The 18,442-nt window shown below is 63.6% G+C and carries 15 protein-coding genes; 5 read left to right on the forward strand and 10 right to left on the reverse strand.

Annotation, left to right across the window (positions count from 1 at the left end; all coding sequences use genetic code 11):
* Positions 1-158: 158 nt before the first annotated feature.
* The gene (locus NKH16_RS04440) at positions 159-590 is read right to left on the reverse strand and encodes a hypothetical protein (RefSeq protein WP_023675469.1); all 432 of its coding nucleotides are present in this window, start codon (positions 588-590) and stop codon (positions 159-161) included.
* 476 nt (positions 591-1,066) lie between these two features.
* Between NKH16_RS04440 and NKH16_RS04445 the strand changes: the two genes are divergently transcribed.
* From NKH16_RS04445 to NKH16_RS04455, 3 genes are read left to right on the forward strand one after another with little or no spacing between them, the layout of a single operon-like run.
* Complete coding sequence (locus NKH16_RS04445; RefSeq protein WP_352741981.1) at positions 1,067-2,035, forward strand: HlyD family secretion protein; 969 nt, start codon at positions 1,067-1,069, stop codon at positions 2,033-2,035.
* On the forward strand, positions 2,032-3,645 hold the full coding sequence (locus tag NKH16_RS04450) for a DHA2 family efflux MFS transporter permease subunit (protein ID WP_352448159.1): 1,614 nt from the start codon (positions 2,032-2,034) through the stop codon (positions 3,643-3,645). The genes NKH16_RS04445 and NKH16_RS04450 overlap by 4 nt, the downstream gene beginning before the upstream one ends.
* A 60-nt stretch (positions 3,646-3,705) precedes the next feature.
* Complete coding sequence (locus tag NKH16_RS04455) at positions 3,706-3,873, forward strand: hypothetical protein (RefSeq protein WP_352448160.1); 168 nt, start codon at positions 3,706-3,708, stop codon at positions 3,871-3,873.
* Positions 3,874-3,877: 4 nt separating this feature from the next.
* On the opposite strand, the gene NKH16_RS04460 is transcribed toward NKH16_RS04455, so the two are convergent.
* Together NKH16_RS04460 and NKH16_RS04465 are read right to left on the reverse strand one after the other, a co-directional pair.
* On the reverse strand, positions 3,878-4,630 hold the full coding sequence (locus tag NKH16_RS04460) for a metallophosphoesterase family protein (RefSeq protein WP_352898482.1): 753 nt from the start codon (positions 4,628-4,630) through the stop codon (positions 3,878-3,880).
* Positions 4,623-5,435, reverse strand: coding sequence for a nucleotidyltransferase family protein (locus NKH16_RS04465; protein ID WP_352448162.1), 813 nt, complete (start codon positions 5,433-5,435; stop codon positions 4,623-4,625). Before NKH16_RS04465 ends, NKH16_RS04460 begins: the two co-directional genes overlap by 8 nt.
* Positions 5,436-5,489: 54 nt before the next feature.
* Here NKH16_RS04465 and NKH16_RS04470 point away from each other — a divergent pair, with 54 nt between their 5' ends.
* Positions 5,490-5,681, forward strand: a complete 192-nt coding sequence (locus tag NKH16_RS04470; protein ID WP_352741984.1) for a hypothetical protein — start codon at positions 5,490-5,492, stop codon at positions 5,679-5,681.
* 463 nt (positions 5,682-6,144) lie between these two features.
* Positions 6,145-7,008 (forward strand): hypothetical protein, encoded by an 864-nt coding sequence (locus NKH16_RS04475; protein ID WP_352448417.1) that lies wholly within the window; start codon positions 6,145-6,147, stop codon positions 7,006-7,008.
* Positions 7,009-7,067: 59 nt separating this feature from the next.
* Here NKH16_RS04475 and amaB read toward each other — a convergent pair whose 3' ends face one another.
* From amaB to NKH16_RS04510, 7 genes are all read right to left on the reverse strand, one after another.
* Entirely contained in the window at positions 7,068-8,582 is a 1,515-nt protein-coding gene (gene amaB, locus NKH16_RS04480; RefSeq protein ID WP_352741985.1) for an L-piperidine-6-carboxylate dehydrogenase, read from the reverse strand.
* Positions 8,583-8,768: 186 nt separating this feature from the next.
* Positions 8,769-10,043, reverse strand: a complete 1,275-nt coding sequence (locus tag NKH16_RS04485) for an RNA polymerase sigma factor (RefSeq protein WP_352741987.1) — start codon at positions 10,041-10,043, stop codon at positions 8,769-8,771.
* Positions 10,040-10,414 carry a YciI family protein gene (locus NKH16_RS04490; protein WP_292663532.1) on the reverse strand — a complete coding sequence of 125 codons (375 nt, stop codon included), beginning with the start codon at positions 10,412-10,414 and terminating at the stop codon, positions 10,040-10,042. Before NKH16_RS04490 ends, NKH16_RS04485 begins: the two co-directional genes overlap by 4 nt.
* Before the next feature lie 87 nt (positions 10,415-10,501).
* Positions 10,502-11,617: a DNA topoisomerase IB gene (locus NKH16_RS04495; protein ID WP_352448165.1), complete on the reverse strand. Its 1,116-nt coding sequence runs from the start codon at positions 11,615-11,617 to the stop codon at positions 10,502-10,504.
* 118 nt (positions 11,618-11,735) lie between these two features.
* Positions 11,736-12,620 (reverse strand): transglutaminase family protein, encoded by an 885-nt coding sequence (locus NKH16_RS04500; protein WP_352448166.1) that lies wholly within the window; start codon positions 12,618-12,620, stop codon positions 11,736-11,738.
* A gap of 7 nt (positions 12,621-12,627) precedes the next feature.
* A complete protein-coding gene (locus tag NKH16_RS04505) occupies positions 12,628-15,039 on the reverse strand; it encodes a circularly permuted type 2 ATP-grasp protein (protein WP_352741988.1) in 2,412 nt (803 codons plus the stop codon).
* 6 nt (positions 15,040-15,045) lie between these two features.
* The gene (locus NKH16_RS04510) at positions 15,046-18,417 is read right to left on the reverse strand and encodes a transglutaminase family protein (RefSeq protein WP_352821178.1); all 3,372 of its coding nucleotides are present in this window, start codon (positions 18,415-18,417) and stop codon (positions 15,046-15,048) included.
* Positions 18,418-18,442 lie beyond the last annotated feature (25 nt).

Consider the following 18,442-nt stretch of genomic DNA (forward strand, 5'->3'; position numbering starts at 1 on the left):
TCTCACATCAAAGACGGACGCATGGCCGCGACAAGGCGCAGCCAAGCGTCGAGGAGTTTCACAATCTGCGCGGCCCGACGGCGCACGAGCCCTTCCAAATTCGGAAGCGCTCTCCACGGCGCGGAAAGAACGCGTGTTCCGCCGTTCCTCGTACCGCCTCAATGCACGATCAAGCCCTTCATCCAGGCAACAAATCTGTTGCCGCGAACTATCCCGCGCACCCTGGCAGCGGCCCATCTCGCTTGCATCGTAGCGCCGACATGGCAATGGCAGACGATTTGGTGCAACTGCCGGTCGCTCAGTTCGAAGAAGCGCTTTGCCTCACCATAGGTATCATCGCTGAGGCCCATGGCACGCAGAACCGGATCCTCGAAGGCGACAGTGAGCGGCGTGCCAGCGCCACGCGATCTGTCGCGCGCTTCCCTGTTCATATATTCGGTGCCTGGAAGCGCCCCAAGGCATCGCGTCGGGTTTTGTTCGAGAAGTTCCGCCCAACGTTCAATCCGCTGGGTTCGAGTCATCGCCGGATACGCCGCGAAGGACTCAACTTCCGCGACGGCCTGCAGTTGGTCGAGTGTTTGATGTTTCATGGTCGGCTCCTGTCGACAGGTGAATTCGCCCACGCCTACATGAGCAATTATCGCGCCATGGAGCGCTGACAAGGCCGGACCGCCGCAACATGAGGCGTACGGATCACCTGCCCCGTCGAAGCGGCGCTCGAATTCCGACGCGCCCCCGCCTGTGTTCGATGTCGACCCGTTAACCGAACCCGTTTCCGGACAGGAACTTTTGCGGAAGCTTGCCGTTTGGCTTTGCGTCCGCTTCGGCGGCTGCAATATCAATCTTGAAAGCAATTCCGTTGGACACGAAGCCTCAACGCGTCGAGCAAGACGTCGAGCCTGTAAATGAAACCCGGGAGCAACCGGCCCCGGTTCGAGAATCTCATAAGCGATCGGCAGAGCCCCGGCAGGAAAAACCCGACGGGAATGCCTCGCAACGAAAGGCCGGTCTGCTCGGCTTTCCCAGGCGCCATCCCTATGCGGCCGCAGCCATCGCGCTTGCGCTGTTGCTCGTCGCGGCAGGCATCGCGATCTGGTGGCTGAACGCTCGCCAGTACGAATCGACCGACGACGCCTTCATAGATGCGCGCACAGTGACGATCGGTGCGCAAATAGCCGGCCGCATTACCGAGCTGGCGGTTACCGACAATCAGCATGTACAGGCGGGCGATGTCCTCCTGCGTATCGACGACAGCGACTATCAGGCAAACCTGAAGCAGGCCGACGCCGGCGTCGCCGCGGCCGAGGCCGAAATCGTCAATGTCGCCGCCCAGATCGAGGCTCAAAACGCAAAGGTAAACGCTGCCCAGAGGCAGGTTGCACAGGCCAAGGCAGCGCTGGACTTCGCCAAGGCCGAGGATCAACGCAATCGCGAACTCCTGGCCAGGGGCACAGCAACGCAGCAGCAGGCGCAGCAGGCGGCATCGACGTTGCGTCAGGATCAGGCCGCGCTGGACAGCGCCGAGGCCAATGTAGCCTCCGCAAAAAGCCAGGTTTCGGTCTTGCAGGCACAGGCCAGGAGCGTCGAGGCGCAGCTCGAGCAGGCAAAGGCCAGCCAGGAGCAAGCCCGCACGACGCTGTCGCGCACGACTATCACAGCACCCGCAGCCGGGCGGGCAACGAGCATTTCCGCCGCGAACGGCACCTACGCCCAACCCGGCCAGGTATTGATGATGTTCGTTCCCGACGAGGTCTGGGTGAAGGCCAATTTCAAGGAGACGCAGCTCGATCTGATGCGGCAGGGACAGCCGGTCGACATCGACATCGACGCCTACCCGGACAAGTCCTTTCACGGCCGCGTCGACAGTATTCAGGCCGGCAGCGGCACCGCCTTCAGCCTCCTGCCGGCCGAAAATGCCACCGGCAATTATGTCAAGGTGGTGCAGCGCGTGCCGGTCAAGATCGTCTTCGACAAGCCGCCGGATGTGCTTCTCGGGCCAGGCCTGTCGGTGGTGCCGACGGTCAAGGTGCGATGAACGGCGAAACCGCCAGAAATCAGGGCGAAAGCCGATCCGCCGCCGGGACACACAATCCGTGGCTCATCGCCGTCGTCGTCTCCATCGCCACTTTCATGCTGGTGCTGGACACCTCGATCGCCAATGTCGCCCTGCGCAACATCGCTGGCAGCCTGGCGGCCGGAATGGACGAAAGCACCTGGGTGATTACCACCTATCTCGTTGCCAACTCGGTGATCATTCCGGTCAGCGGCTGGCTGGCAAGCGTCATCGGCCGCAAGCGCTACTACATGCTCTGCGTTGCGACCTTCACCGTCGCGTCGCTGCTGTGCGGACTGGCACCCAACCTGGAACTGCTCATCCTGTTCAGGGTCCTTCAGGGCCTCGGCGGCGGCGGCATGGCGCCAAGCGAGCAATCGATCCTTGCCGACACCTTTCCGCCTGAAAAGCGCTCGCAGGCCTTCGCGCTTTACGGCATTGCCGTCATCGTCGCACCGACGGTCGGGCCGACGATCGGCGGCTGGCTGACCGACCATTTCTCCTGGCACTGGATCTTCTTCATCAACGTGCCGTTCGGCATCCTGTCGCTGGCCCTGGTGCAATGGCTGTTGGTCGAACCGGACGTACTCGAACGCGAACGCAAGGAACGGCTGAAGGGCGGCCTGAAGATCGACGGGATCGGGTTCGTCCTGGTGGCGACGGCCTTGGGGTGCCTGGAGATTTTTCTCGACCGGGGCCAGCGCTACGATTGGTTCGCCTCGGATTTCATCACCACTTTCGCAGTGATTTCCGCGATCGCGTTCCTGCTGCTTATCCCATGGGAGCTCAGTCGCAGCGATCCGGTCGTCGACATGCGTCTGTTGTTCACGCGCCAGTTCGGCACGGCCTTCCTGGTCATGATGGCGGTCGGTGCTATCCTGTTCAGCACCACCCAGATCGTGCCGCAGCTGCAGCAGACGACATTTGCCTACACCGCGACGCTCTCGGGCCTTTCGATGATGCCGGGCGGCATCGCCATGCTGATCTTGATGCCGGTGTCCGGATTTGTAGGCAGCATCGTGCAGCCCAAATACCTGATCATGATGGGCATGTCGGTGGTCGCAGTGGCCCTCTGGCATATGACCTCGCTTACTCCGGACGCCAGCTTCCGCTTCTTTGCCTTTGCCCGTGTTTTCCTGATGGTCGGGCTGCCGTTCCTGTTCATTCCCATCTCGACCGCGGCCTATGTCGGCCTGCCCCCGCAGAAGACCAACCAGGCATCGGCGCTGATCAACGTTGCACGCAATATCGGCGGCAGCATCGGCGTCTCGCTGTCCAACACCGTCATTGCGCAAAGCTCCCAGATCCATCAATCGTATCTGGTCGGCCACACCGTGCAGTCGTCGCCCGCCTATCAGCAGGCGCTTCGGCAGGCGACCGAGCATTTCGTCGCCCAGGGTTCGCCGATGGTCGAGGCGAAGCAGCAGGCGATCGGCTGGCTTGGCCAGTTGATCGCCCGCCAGGCCACGCTGCTCGCCTATGTCGATGTCTTCCGCTACTGCGCGGTGGCAACCGCCCTGCTCGTTCCGCTTGCTCTGCTGCTGCGATCAAGCAAGTCGGGCAGCAGACAGGCGAATCCGGAGATGGGCTGACCAGAAGGCGGGAACCAGCTGACCCATTGCGTTGTTCTGCGCCAAGAGGAGATGATCACGATGGCCACTATTCCCACACCCGAGCCAATGCCGACCCCGGTGCCGCCGCCTCCCATCCCCGATCCCAAGCCCGTGCGTGAGCCGGACCCCGACAGGCTCCCCGACGAGGACCCCATTCCCAATCCGGATGAAAACGATATTCCGCCGAAGCGGGCGTTCAACATCTAGCCTATTAGATTTCGAGCACAGCGTAGGGGCGGCCGGTCGGCTTGGCGACATGCATGGCAACGTTATAGACCGTCGCCCCGCCCGGTGTGCGGCCCTCGTAGGCGCCGCGATGCGCATGGCCATGCACCACCGCGCTGACCTGGAACCGGTCTATTGTCTCGGCCAGGCGTGACGAACCGAGAAACGGGAAGATCTCCAGCGGCTCGCCTTCGACCGTCTCGACGACAGGCGCGTAGTGCAGAACGACAAGCGTGCGTTTGGCGCGGACCTGCCGCATTGCGTTTTCAAGCCGCATCGCTTCGTTCACGCTTTCCGCCACCATTGACTTGATCGCCCGTTCGCCGAAGGAGCCGAGCATGCGCGATCCAAAACCGCCAACGAAACCCTTGACCCCAACGAACCCGACCTCGTGAATCTCCGTCGCCTCGCCGTCGAGCAGGTGAACGCCCGCCTGACGCAGAATGTCGGTGACCTGCTCGACGGCGCCTGACTCATAGTCGTGATTGCCAAGTACGGCGACGACCGGGATCGTGCAGGCACGCAGTTCCTCGGCAAGGATTTCGGCCTCCCGAGGCTTGCCGAGATTGGTAAGGTCGCCCGTCAGCACGAGAACCTGGGCTGCACGCGACATCTCGCCGAAAAGATCGCGGTACGAGGCCTGGTCCTCCTTGCCGACATGCAGATCGCCAATGGCGGCGACTTTGAGTGCGCTGCCGTTTTCCGCCTTCGGCGAAGCAGTTTCGAGCTCGTCAGCCATTGCTATGTTCTCCTTCACCGCCGACGTCGGCAAAACCCCAGTCGTTGACGTCGATCTCATAGTCAGTTCGTGAAAGCATGCGCCCACGGCAGATTTTCATCCGGGAAGGTGGCAATTCGCGCTGCTTGGCCAGCCGGTCAAGCAGCTCGTCGAGCAGCCAGGCGGGCACGCGGCCCCGCTCCGTCGGATAGATCCATCGGAAGTTCAAGAGATGCATCAGCAGAACTTCCCAATGAACTTCCATGTAGGAAAGCAGCCTTTGCCAGTCGATCTGGTCGTGGGCCTTGAGGATGGTGTGCGAGATGTCGGCACCATCGTGGCGACCGCGGTCCTGGATGAAACTTTTGGACCAGATAAGCTCGGTGGGCCCGATGATCCGCACCTGGCTGCCCAGCAATTCGCCCTGACGGGCGTGCTCCAGCCACTGGTCGTCGACAGGCATGGTGCCGTTCATCGAGGCGAAAATGACGTCGAAAAAATGGGTGCCCTTGAACACTTTACCGAGCCACCGGTCGTCCTCGACCACGACGGCGTAGCCGATCTGCTTGAAATGGGCGAGGATGCGCGGGCAGTCGCCGGCCTTGCAGAAAATGTCGAGATCCTTGGTCTGGCGGATGATCCCGGTATAGGCGCTTACGGCATAGGTGCCGGCGACGAGAAAGGGGATGCCGGTCGCGACAAGTTCGCGGATCGCTTCGATATAAAAGACCTCCGCTTCGGCATTGCGAAGCGTCGGGGCGGCTTTTGGATCGACCGACGGAACGGATGCCGGGATCGCGCTTTCCGGTGGGGGATTAATGATCATAGCAATAGCTCCTGGCCCGGCAGACCAGCAGCCGCCTGTATCTAATAGCCAAGCATGCCCGATGGTTCCCGCCGTTACGCGGCACTGCCGCTCCCGCCGCTGCATCAGGCGAACACATCGCCGTCGCAGGCCTTCGAAGCGGTCATGGCTGTCGCCGCCGCGGCAGTGATGAAAAGACATGCGACCGGTTATTTTTGGCGTCAGGATCGCAGTGCAATCAGCCTCAAGCGCGTCGAGGCGGAGTAGGCCCGCTATCATCCTCAGGTCCGGAAAGGATTGGCTTCAACATGGTTCCGGAGCTGTCGGAGGCGCTGCGCACCCGGCGCAACAGCCATTTGAGCGCCCGTAGCCAAACCGACTCTGTTTTCCGTAACGCTGCAGGCGGCGTGGCGAAAAGGCCATTCTCCATTTTGTAGTTCCTCACAGTCTCAGTCCAAATCAGCGTTCTTCAACGAGCAAAGCTTGTGTTGGTTCCGCGTCGCCATCGGCGGGAGCACGGGCTGGACGGGGCGAGGCCATCATTGGCGGGTTCGAGCGGGCTAGCCTTCTGCAGCGAGATCAGTGGCCTCGGCGATCAAGTCGCGGAATTCAGCCCACTAGCCGGCGGGATTCAGCTCGTATCGTAATGCGCCGGCTCTGGACACGACCCGCGAAGGCTGAAATTGTGATCGGCATTTTCCAGTTGCAAATTTGGTTGGGCTCGGCGGGGATGGCGCTGGTTTCTGAAGACATTGCCAGCCATCCGGCACTGCGTCGCCATGTCCAGGCTCAGTCGCGGACGCTTCTCCAGACCTATGAAGCGAACCCGCGGCTGGCTTCCGTATTCGCCACGCAACAGCGTTGGCTGATGGCCCATATCGGCCTTGGCTTGTATTTCAATCGAGAGCCGGACGATCATCGCAAGGGCCTTACGTCCGCACGGTTCATGGACGACATCTGCCGGCATTCGGTGGCCAGCCGCAACACCGCCGACGCCTTCCTGAAGGAGATGCTGCATTACGGTTTCATCCGGCATCTGCCGATTAAATATGGGCGCGTCCGCCCGTTTGAGCCGGCCGCGGGCACTCTGGAGACGGTTGCCGGCTGGGTCATGGCTCATCTGAAAACGCTGGACAGCCTGGACGGTGGATTTCGACTGCCTGCATTCGTCGCACAACCGGATGTGCTCGCCAAACTGCAGCCACTGGTGGCCGACGGACTGCTTTCGTCGCATGCCGTGCGCGAGCCAAGACAGACTTTTTCCTTGTTCACCTGGCTCGACAATGGCGGCATCGTCATGGATTGGCTGATGTCCGGCGTCGACCCCGATCATGCCGACCTGGACCGAATCCCGACCGGTGTCGTCTCAATCGGGGATTTCGCGAACTGGCTCAAGCTTTCCCGCACTCACCTGTCACGCAAATTGCGCGATGCCGAGGAACTCGGCAGCATCGGCTGGCTGGGCCAGCGCGGTCACTCGGTCATGTGGGTGTCGAGCGAGTTCTATCAGGAATACATGACCGCCCAGGCGGTCAAGCTCGCCATCATCGATGCAGCCTTCGACAATTGTGTTGTAACTTCCGAAGCCAGCTGAACCGCGAGCCGACCGCCGTCGTGGCGGCTTTCGCGCCGCCGCGACGGAGGTCTGGCTTTTCAATCGATGTCGAACGACACGCCCTGCGCAAGCGGCAGCGCCTTGGAATAATTCACCGTATTGGTGGCGCGCCGCATATAGGCCTTCCAGGCATCGGACCCCGACTCGCGGCCGCCGCCGGTCTCCTTCTCGCCACCGAAGGCACCGCCGATCTCGGCCCCTGACGTGCCTATATTGACGTTGGCGATGCCGCAGTCCGATCCGTCGACGCTAAGAAAGCGCTCGGATTCCTGCAGGTCGCGGGTAAAGATCGAGGATGACAGCCCCGCTCCCACCGCATTGTGTTCTTCTAGCACGATGTCGAAGTCCGAATATTTCATCACATAGAGGATGGGCGCGAAGGTTTCCTCCGTCACCGGCGAAACCTGCCGCGGCATTTCGACCAGCGCCGGACGCACATAGTGGGCCTCGGGGTGAGCGTTCTCGACCCGCATTCCGCCGGTTATCTTACCGCCATGCGAAGCCGCCTCCTCCAGCGCCTTCTGCATATTCTCGTAGGCAGCCTTGTCGATCAGCGGGCCAACCAGAGCGCTTGTCTCCAGCGGATTACCGACCGAGACGCTCTCATAAGCCTTCTTCAGGCGCGGAACGAGCTGGTCATAGACGCTCTCATGCACGAACAGGCGCCTGAGCGTCGTGCAGCGCTGGCCGGCCGTGCCCATGGCGCCGAAGGCGATAGCGCGGAGCGCCATGTCCAGATCGGCCGTCGGGCAGACGATGCCGGCATTGTTGCCGCCGAGCTCCAGCACCGCACGGGCAAAGCGCTTCGCCAGCCGTGGGCCGACATCCCTGCCCATGCGCGTCGAGCCGGTGGCCGAGACCAGCGGCACCTTCGGATGGTCAACCAGGATCTCGCCGACGGCACGGTCGCCGATCAGCACCGGCGCCAGGCCCTGCGGCGCGTCCGTGCCAAAACGCTTTACCGCGCGTGCAAAAATCGCTTCGCAGGCGAGCGCCGTCAGCGGGGTCTTCTCGGACGGTTTCCACACCACCGCGTCGCCGCAGACCAGCGCAAGTGCCGCGTTCCACGACCATACCGCCACCGGAAAGTTGAAGGCCGAGATGACGCCGACGACGCCCAGCGGATGCCAGGTCTCCATCATGCGATGGCCGGGACGCTCGGTGGCGATGGTCAGGCCGTACAATTGCCGGGAAAGACCGACAGCGAAATCGCAGATGTCGATCATCTCCTGCACTTCGCCAAGACCTTCGGATGGGATCTTGCCGACTTCGATCGATACCAACCGGCCAAGCTCGGCCTTGTGTGTGCGCAATTCCTCGCCGAGCAGCCGCACCAGTTCGCCACGCTTGGGAGCTGGCACCTGCCGCCACGCCAGGAAAGCTTTGTGGGCATTGTCGATGGTCGTTGCCGCATCGGCCGGCGAGATGGTCTTCAGCGCGGCGATCTGCTCGCCGGTTACCGGGCTGCGCACGATGAGGTCGCCGCCCGTAAGCGCGCCCTCGGCAACGCCCAGTTTCGCCAGAAGCCCGGCCGTTTCCTTCGCAATCGTCATTTCGTTCGTCCCTTTCAGATCCCGTCGCTCATATGGCGTCGGTCCAAGCTTTTCGCCATACCGGTTCCCTGCCGGTCGGCATACCAGGCGCTGTCATGGCGTGGCATTACGCGTTTCAGGGAGAAATCGCCACCCCGGCATGGTCCAAGCCGGCGTCCGACTGTTGAACCAGCCAGATAGAGCGAATCAGTGTGCCGTCTTGGCGGTTTCCCGCACGGCGCTTTCTTTCATCAGCTGGTCGATATGCATGCGGATATGCGCTGCCTCGGCGGCCGTATTGGCGAGCGCGATGGCGCGGTCGAAAGCGACACGCGCCTCCTCGCCGCGGCCAAGCTGCATCAGCAGTCCGCCCTTGAGGCCGAAGAAATGGAAATAGCCGGAAAGCCTTCCCTCGAGCGGCTCGATCATGGCGAGTGCGGCTTCCGGTCCACGCACCTTGGAGACCGCGACGGCGCGGTTGAGCGTCACCACCGGCGACGGCTGCATCTGCTCGAGCAGCCCGTAGAGCAGGTCGATCTCGTTCCAGTCCGTATCCTCGGGTTTTTCCGCCCGCGCATGCAGTGCGGCGATCGCCGCTTGCACCTGGTAGGGACCGGGCTTGCGATGGCGCAACGCCTTATCGACCAGCGCCAGGCCTTCATCGATCATCTTGCGGCTCCACAGACTGCGGTCCTGGTCTTCGAGCAGCACGATCTCGCCGTTCTCGTCGAAGCGAGCCGGCGAGCGTGCATGCTGCAGCAGCAACAGCGCCGTCAGCCCCATGATCTCCGGCTCGGTCTGGAACAGCCTGAGCAGCAGCCGGGCCAGCCGGATCGCCTCTTCGCAAAGCGGCGCTCGCGCCGAAGCCTCGCCGCTGTTGCTGGAATAGCCTTCGTTGAAGATCAAGTAGACCATGGCGGCGACGGCGGCGAGCCGTTCGGAGCGCTCGACCGCTCCCGGCGTCTCGAACGGCACCCCGGCGTCGGCGATACGCGCCTTGGCGCGCGTGATACGCTGCTCCATGGCGCTTTCACCGACGAGGAAGGCGCGGGCGATCTGCTTGACCGTCAGGCCGGAGACGATGCGTAACGCCACCGCGATCTGCTGTGTGGCCGGCAGGTCGGGATGGCAGCAGATAAACAGCAGCCGCAAAATATCGTCGCGGTAATGCGCCCCGTCCAGCCGCTCGGCGACGTCGCTCTCGGCATCCTCCAGATCGGAGATCTGGTCCTCCTCCGGCAGCGGCGCCTGCTTGGCGCGCTTGCGCACCGCATCGATGCCGCTGTTGCGGCCGACGAAAATCAGCCAGGCTGCCGGATCGCGCGGAGGACCGTTTTTCGGCCAGTTGTTCAGTGCCCTCAGGCAGGCGTCCTGGAATGCTTCCTCCGCCGCGTCGAGGTCGCGGAAGTAGCGCAGCAATGCCCCCATCGCCTGCGGGCGAGCGGTGCTGATTGCCGTGCTGATCCAGGCGAGTTCGGTCATGCGGAAACCTTGGCGGGATTGAAGAGCGAGACCGGCCGGATTTCATAGGAGCCGCCGCTCGGATTGACCTCGGAAAGCTCGCGCGCGAAGTCGACGGCCTCATCGAGATCGGCGCATTCGAGCGTGTAGAAGCCGAGGAACTGTTCCTTGGTTTCGGCAAACGGGCCGTCGATGACGATCGATTCGCCCTTGACCTTCCTCAGCGTCGTCGCCGCGGTCGTCGGCAAGAGCCGCGCCACCGGACCAAGCCGGCCCGCCTGGGCATATTTTTCCTGCACACCGATAAGCTTTTCCATGACTGCGTCGTCCTGCTCCTTGCTCCAGGAGCAGACGACGTCTTCAGAGGCATAGCAGAGGATCGCGTAGAGCATGGGTCGTCCTTTTCTCTGTCAAAGGACGAAACACTAGGACCGATGCCGACATGGCGTCGACAAAAAAAATACGCCCCCGGTCTGGCGTCATTCCCTCGCCTTCAGCCATCTCAAGACCAAGGCCTCCTCGTCGTCGAGCCCGGCGATCGAGCGCTTGCCTTTGTTGGCATCCGCCATTTCGTCCAGCAGCCGTCCTTCGGACCAGGCGCGAAACACTTCCGGATGGATGTAGCATTGGCGACAAACCGCGCGTGTGTTGCCAAGCCGATCGGCAACCTTGTCGATGACACTGTTCATCACCCTCTTTTGCTGCGCCTGGCTTTCCGGACGTTCGGTTTGCGCAAACAGCGACGCTGCATGGATGGTGCCACCCCAGGTTCTGAAGTGCTTGGAGCTGAACTCCGCTCCGGCATTTTCCCTGATATAGCGGTTGACGTCGTCTGAGCGCACCGGATGCCTGTTTCCGTCCTCGTCGAGATACTGGAACAGTTTTTGGCCCGGCAGGTCCTGCGCTCCACGCACGACCTTGGCAATCCGGCGATCGACAAGCTTCAATCTCCATTCCTTGCCGGATTTGCCGATGAAGGCAAAGCGCAGGCTCGAGCCCTTGATGTCGACATGGCGGTCACGCAGCGTGGTCAGCCCAAAACTCTTGTTGTCGCGGGCATAGGCGGCATTGCCGACACGGATCATCGTGTTGTCGAGCAGCCAGACGATAGCCGCAACGACGCGTTCCAGCGGTAGGCCGTGACGGCGCAAATCGACGTCGATCTGCCGCCGCAGTTCGGGCAGGCTTTCGGCGAAGGCGACCAGGCTCGAATATTTGACGCCGTCACGCTCCTCCGCCCAGTACGGGTGATAGCGGTATTGTTTGCGTCCGCGCTGGTCCCGACCGGTCGCCTGGATGTGACCGTCGGCATCCGGCGAGATCCACACATCCGTCCAGGCCGGTGGAATGGCGAGCGCCTTGATGCGTACCAGCGCCTCCCCGTCGACAATCCGCCCGTCGGGTCCTTTGTACGAGAACCCCTTGCCCGAACGCAGCCGGCGAATACCGGGTTCAGTGTCGGTGACATAGTTGAGCGAGGCCCGAACGGCCGAGGCTTGCGCGCCGTTCTCCAGTGCCCCGTTCTGCGGCACCGCGTTTTTTGGTGCAGCTTTCCTTACAGCCGATCGGCCAGACGACCCGGATTTGTCCAGCATGTCCTCTCCACGGAATTTCCGTAGATAAGCCGCTTGCCGGCTGCGGGTTCCAACGCCTCTTGATCTCTTGGTTTCAGAACAGCCTATCGACGTCGCCGTGCAACGAAGACGTGAGTCGTCACGCCTTTTCGAGCACGACCGGAATGACGTCGACCGCCTGCTCGCCGACCTGCCCGCCCGTGGTTTTCAGCACGCCGACGATCGGCGCCACGTCGGAGTAGTCGCGGCCATAGCCGACCGTGATATGGTCGTTGCTTGCCCGCATGCCATTGGTCGGATCGAATTCCTGCCAGCCGGCATCGCGCCCGCACCACACCTTGACCCAGGCGTGCATGGCGTCGGCGCCTTCGAGCCGCGGCTTCCCGCGCGGCGGGATGGTGCGCAGGAACCCGCTGACATAGCCCGCGGGAATACCGAGGCCGCGCAGGCCGGCGATCATGATGTGGGAAAAATCCTGGCAGACGCCGCGCTTCAGGCCGAAGGCGTCGCTGGCCCGCGTCTGCACGGTGGTCGCCTCGCCGTCATAGGTGAAATCGCGGTGAATGCGGTTGCACAGAGCCATGGCCGTGCCGACTGTCGAACTGCCGGCACTGCCTTTCGCATAGGCAGTGATTGCCGCGTCGATGCCGGCATGATCGCTGGCGGCCAGAAAGTGATGCGGCGAAGCCGGCGCCAGCGAGTGCACTGCGCCGAGTTCTTCCCTCAGCCGGCGTATGTCCGGCGATACGTCGAGCCCGGGTTCGGGCCGCGATACCGACACACGCGCGCTCATCCTGATGTCGAGCGCATCATGCGCGTCACGAAAGGCGATCGAGGTGACACTGTTGCCGAAAAAGTCGGAAAAGTCGGAACGTTCGCTGGGCGCCGGCACAAAAGACAGTGAAGCGGCGATGACGCGTTGCACGCCAGGGATGGTCGGCGGCAGCACGCGCACCTGATGGCGGCCACCGCCGGCCGCCGCATCATAGTCGTAACGCAGGTGAAGCCTGATGTCGTAGAGCATGCTGTCTCTACCCGAAATAGGCTTTGGCGAGGCTGTTGTAGAGCCCGCCGATTTCATTGGCGAGATCGCCGAGGGCGTTGGCCGTCATGTCCGAGGGCTCCTTGATGGCGATCGACGTGTTGAGCTGCAGGATTTCCTTGGCCGCCGGCGACATATGGCCTTCAGCGCCGACAGCGGGCAGCAGCGCGATTTCGGCCTTCAGCCGTTCGAGCTGGAAAAGGATTGAGCGCGGGTTGAGCGGATCGAGCGCCAGAAGGTCGACCACCGTGCGCCGTCCCGCTTGCACCGGATATTGCCGACGGTGGGTCATGACGCTGTCGCCGATCTCCAGCATCATGTCGAGCGCACCTTCCGGCGCCTGGGCTCTGGTCAGCCGGGCGAGCGTGCGGGCTATCTGGATGCCGCGTTCGAGCCTGCGGCCGATTTCCAGGAAACGCCAGCCGGCAAAGCGGTACATATTCTCGTGCAGCAGGCCGGAAAACCCGGCCAGCTTGCGCAGGATGACCGTCATTGCCCTTGTCGCGTCGTCGCCCGGCGCCACTGTCGCGGCAAATTGGTGGATGGTCTTCGATAGATCCTTCAATGCCAGCCAGCCATCGGGCGAGAAGCGGTCGCGGATCTGCCCGGCGCTGTAAACGGCGCTGTCCAGCGTGCCGATGAGCCCCAATGGGATTGCCGTCTCGACGTCGATGCCGAACGGCGCGAGATAGTCGCTGATATCGGCGAGCAGCGGCATCTCGGGATCGGATGTCTCGGCCAGCCGCACATGGTAGGCGCGCAGGATGCGCACCGTGTCTTCCGATCGCTCGATATAGCGGCCGAGCCATGTCAGGTTCTCAGCCGCGCGGCTCGGCAGGCTGCCCGGCAAGGTTCGGGTGAAGCTGTCGTGCTCCTGCGGCAGCAGCGTCTCGCGCTCGACCGGCCTGTCGCTGACCACCCAGACATCCGCCGCCTGGCCGCCGCGCTGCATGGCGATGGCCGTCGGGTCGAGCGAAAAGCCGACACGGGCAAAACCGCCCGGCATCACCGTCCAGCCTTCCGGCGTCCGCGCCAGATAGACGCGCAGGCTTGCCGGCCGCGGCTCCAGCCAACCGCCGACATAGACAGGCGTGGTCGACAGCGTCACCGCTTCCTGGCCGACGAAGTCGCCGCCGTCCCGTTCGATCCTGGCGACGAGTTCGGCCCGTTCCTCGACCGAAAGCGCTGACCCTAGCTTGGTCGAGCCGTCGTCCTCGAAGGCAAGCCGCGTCGACAGCGCCGGGCCGATCACCATGCTATCGATATTGGCGAGCACATGCTCGCGCTCCGTCTCCTGTCCGCACCACCATGTCGCGACCGTCGGTAGCAGCAGTTCCTCGTTGCGCAGGGCGCGCGAAATCTTCGGCAGGAAGGCGAGCAGCGCGCGCGTCTCCATCAGGCCGGAGCCCAGTGCATTGACGGCCGAAACCGCCCCTTGCCGAACCGCCTCGACCAGCCCCGGCGTGCCGATCTGCGAGTCCGGCCGCAATTCAAGCGGATCGGCGAAGGCGGCGTCGAGCCGCCGCCACAAGACGCTCACGGGCATCAGCCCCGAAACCGTGCGCACCATCAGCCTGCCGCCCGAGACGGTCAGGTCCTCGCCCTCGAGCAGCATGATGCCGAGATAGCGGGCGATATAGGCATGTTCGTAATAGGTTTCGTTCAGCGGTCCCGGCGTCAGGATGGCGACACGGCCGCCGGCTTGCTTGGCCATGCCGATCAGCGCGTCGCGGAAGCGACGGAAGAAGCCGGCCAGGCGGTGCACATGCATTTCGCCGTAGATGTCGGACAGCGCCCTTGTGGTGGCGACGCGGTTTTCCAGCGCAAAGCCGGCGCCTGACGGCGCCTGTGTGCGGTCGCCAAGCACCCACCAGCGGCCGTCCGGGCCACGACCGAGCTCGAAGGCGCAGAAATGTAGGAAATGGCCGCTGGCCGGCCTGGTGCCGACGACCGGCCGCAAATATTCCGGGCTGGCCGCGATCAATCCGGCCGGCAGAATGCCTTTCTCGACCAGCCGGTTCGGCCCGTAAATGTCGGCGATGGTCTCCTCGAACAGATCGGCGCGCTGGACCAGGCCGGCGCTGATGTCAGCCCATTCCTGCTCCTCGATCAGCAGCGGCACATGCGCTAGCGGCCATTCCCGCTCATTGGCGCCGGCCTTGTCGTAGACGCGGTAATAGACGCCGGCATCGCGCAGGTACTGGTCGGCGCGGGCGAAGCGCTGGGCAAGCTTTTCCGGACCCAGGTCCTCCAGCGCCTCGATGAAGTGCCGCCACGCCGGCCGCGGATTGCCCGACGCATCGACCATCTCGTCGACGACGCCGTCGATCGGCTGATAGTGCTCCAGCAGACTGTGGGTTTGCGGCTTGCTGCGCAGCCTTTTGTGATTCCCCTTCGCCATGGCTGATCAGAGTCTTTGCGGCCGCCGAAGGTCAAGGGTCATCGGGAAATCTTCAGAGGCTTCTTGGTTGCGCAGCACATAGCTGGACGGCGTATGGCCACGTGGCTCGAAGCGGGCGAGCCGCCGCGCCTCCGCTTCGTTGCCATTGACCGGGAAGGTGTCATAGCTGCGCCCGCCGGGATGTGCCACATGGTAGACGCAGCCGCCGACCGCGCGGCCCGACCAGCGGTCATAGATGTCGAAGACCAGCGGAGTGTTGACCGGTAGCGCCGGATGCAGGCCCGACGCCGGCTGCCAGGCCTTGAAGCGCACGCCGGCCACCGCGATCTCGCGGTTGTCGGTCACCTTCATCGGCACGACGCGGCCGTTGCAGACGACGGCGTGACGCTCCGGGTTGAGTCCCTCGGTCTTCACCTGCAGCCTTTCGACGGAGGAATCGACAAAGCGTACGGTGCCGCCGATCACGCCTTGCTCGCCCATCACGTGCCACGGCTCGAGCGCCTGCCTGAGCTCCAGCTTGACGCCGGCATGCTGGACCTCGCCGCAGAACGGGAAGCGGAATTCGAGCTGGGCGTCGAACCATTCCGGACGGAACGCAAAGCCGTTCAGCTTGAGGTCGTCCAGCACGTCGAGAAAATCCGCCCAGACATAATGCGGCAGCATGAAACGGTCGTGCAGCGAGGTGCCCCAGCGCACGAAGCGGCCGTCGAGCGGGTTCTTCCAGGCCCGGGCGATGATGGCGCGCACCAGCAATTGCTGCGCCAGGCTCATGCGCGCGTTGGGCGGCATCTCGAAGCCGCGGAATTCGACCAGCCCAAGCCGGCCCGTCGGCCCGTCCGGCGAAAACAGCTTGTCGATGCAGATTTCCGAGCGATGCGTATTGCCGGTCACGTCGGTCAGAAGGTTGCGGAACAGCCGGTCGACCAGCCACGGCAGGGGTGCCGCGCCCTTGTCCGGATGTGGCACCTGCGCCATCGCGATTTCGAGTTCGTAGAGCGAATCGTGGCGCGCCTCGTCGAAGCGCGGCGCCTGGCTGGTAGGGCCGATGAACAGGCCGGAGAAAAGGTAGGACAGCGACGGATGTCGCTGCCATTGCAGCACCAGGCTCTTCAACACGTCGGGGCGGCGCAGGAACGGACTGTCATTGGGTGTCGCGCCGCCGACGACGACGTGGTTGCCGCCGCCGGTGCCGGTGTGGCGGCCGTCGATCATGAACTTGTCGGCGCCAAGCCGCGTCTGCCGCGCCTCTTCGTAGATCGCCGTGGTCGTCGCCACGCAATCCTGCCAATTCGCGGCGGGGTGGATATTGACCTCGATGACGCCGGGATCGGGTGCGACACGGATGACGTTGAGGCGCGGATCGTGCGGCGGGCCGTAGCCCTCGATATGCACAGGCAGGCCGATCGCCTTTGCCGCGTTCTCCGCCGCCGCCACCAGTTCGAGATAGTCCTCCAGCGCCTCGACCGGCGGCATGAACACACAAAGCCGTCCGTCGCGCGGCTCGACCGAAAGGGCCGTGCGCACGGCGCCGCCGATCTCGGTGATCTCCTGTTCGACGCGGTCCTGCTGGCCGGTAACGGCCGTAAAGGATACCGCCTGCTGGCGTCGCGCCATCTCGTCGGCGCCCTCCAGTTCGGCCGCAGCGGGCGACGAAGCAGAACCGGGCAAGATCGCCTCACGCGCCGGCAGTGGTCCGCGCGGCAGCGATGGATCGACCGGGACTATGTAGGGGAACTGGGCCGGCGGCACATAGGGCAGCGTGCCGAGCGGCAGGCGATAGCCGACCGGCGAATCGCCGGGCACCAGGAACAGCCTGCCGCGCCGCGTCTTCCATTTCTCCGAGCGCCAGCGCGGTCCGGAAGCCTGGCTGTTCCAGCGCTGGACGGGCAGCACATAGCCCGACGGCTTGGTCAGCCCGCGTTCGAACACCCGCGCCATGCGGCTGCGCTCCTCAGGGTCCTCCAGCTTCGAATTGGAAGGATCGACGTTGTCAGGCAGCTTGCCTTCCTTGAGCAGCCATTCGGCCGGATCCTCATAGGCTTCGCTGACCATCGTCTTGTCGATGCCGAGTTCGTCGGCGATCGCCGTCAGCAGGCCTTCGGCCTGCTTCGGTCCGACATCCGCCTCGCTCTTTTCATGCGCGATCAGCGACGGGTCGCTCCACACCGGCTCGCCGTCGGTGCGCCAGTAGAGCGAGAAGGTCCAGCGCGGCAGGCTTTCGCCGGGGTACCACTTGCCTTGCCCGTAATGCAGGAAGCCGCCCGGCGCGAAGCGTTCGCGCAGCCGGCGGATCAGCGCATCAGCCTTTTCGCGTTTGGTCGGCCCGACGGCGGCGGTGTTCCACTCTGCAGCCTCGAAATCGTCGATCGAGACGAAGGTCGGCTCGCCGCCCATGGTCAGCCGCACATCGCCGGCCTGGAGCGCAGCATCGACCTGGACCCCCAGCGCGTCCAGCGCCTGCCAGCTCTCGTCGGAGAACGGCTTGGTAATGCGCGGATGCTCGGCGATGCGGTCTACCCGCATGTCGAAGCCGAATTCGACATTGGCGAAGCTCGCCATGCCGGAGATCGGCGCGGCATTGCGGAAATGCGGCGTTGCCGCGAGCGGCACATGGCTTTCGCCGGTGAGCAGGCCGGAGGTCGGGTCGAAGCCGATCCAGCCGGCGCCCGGCAGATACACCTCGCACCAGGCATGGAGGTCGGTGAAATCGGTCGCCGTGCCAGGCGGCCCGTCGAGCGCAACGAGGTCGGGTTTGAGCTGGATCAGGTAGCCGGAGACGAAACGCGCGGCGATGCCGAGGTTCCTCAGTATCTGCACCAGGAGCCAGCTGGAATCGCGGCACGAGCCCTTGCCGGCGGCCAGCGTTTCCTCGGGCGAGAAGACGCCGGTTTCCATGCGCACGATATAGGCGATCTCGCGCTGCAGCCGCGCATTGAGGTCGACGACAAAATTGACGGTGTTGGTCGGGTGGCGCGCGATGGTTTTCAGGAATGCCTCCAACAGCGGCCCCGCCGGTTCCGGCGTTCGGTAGATGGTCAGATCGTCCCGGATCTCTTCGGGGTATTCGAATGGAAACGTCTCGGCCGACGGTTCGACGAAGAAATCGAACGGATTGTAGACCGTCATGTCGGCAACGAGATCGACCTCGATCTTCAGTTCCGTCACCGGCTCGGGAAAGACGAAGCGGGCCAGGAAATTGCCGTAGGGGTCCTGCTGCAGATTGACGAAGTGATTTGCCGGCCCGACCTTCAGCGAATGGCTGAGCACCTTGGTGCGGGAATGCGGCGCAGGCTGCAACCTTATGACTTGCGGGCCTAATACGACCGGCCGGTCGTATTTGTAATGGGTCAGGTGATAGACGGCTGCCAGAATTGCCATGGTGCCCCTGAAGTCGGCGTTTCAA

Source organism: Mesorhizobium sp. M1307 (assembly GCF_040318155.1).
Lineage (GTDB): Bacteria > Pseudomonadota > Alphaproteobacteria > Rhizobiales > Rhizobiaceae > Mesorhizobium.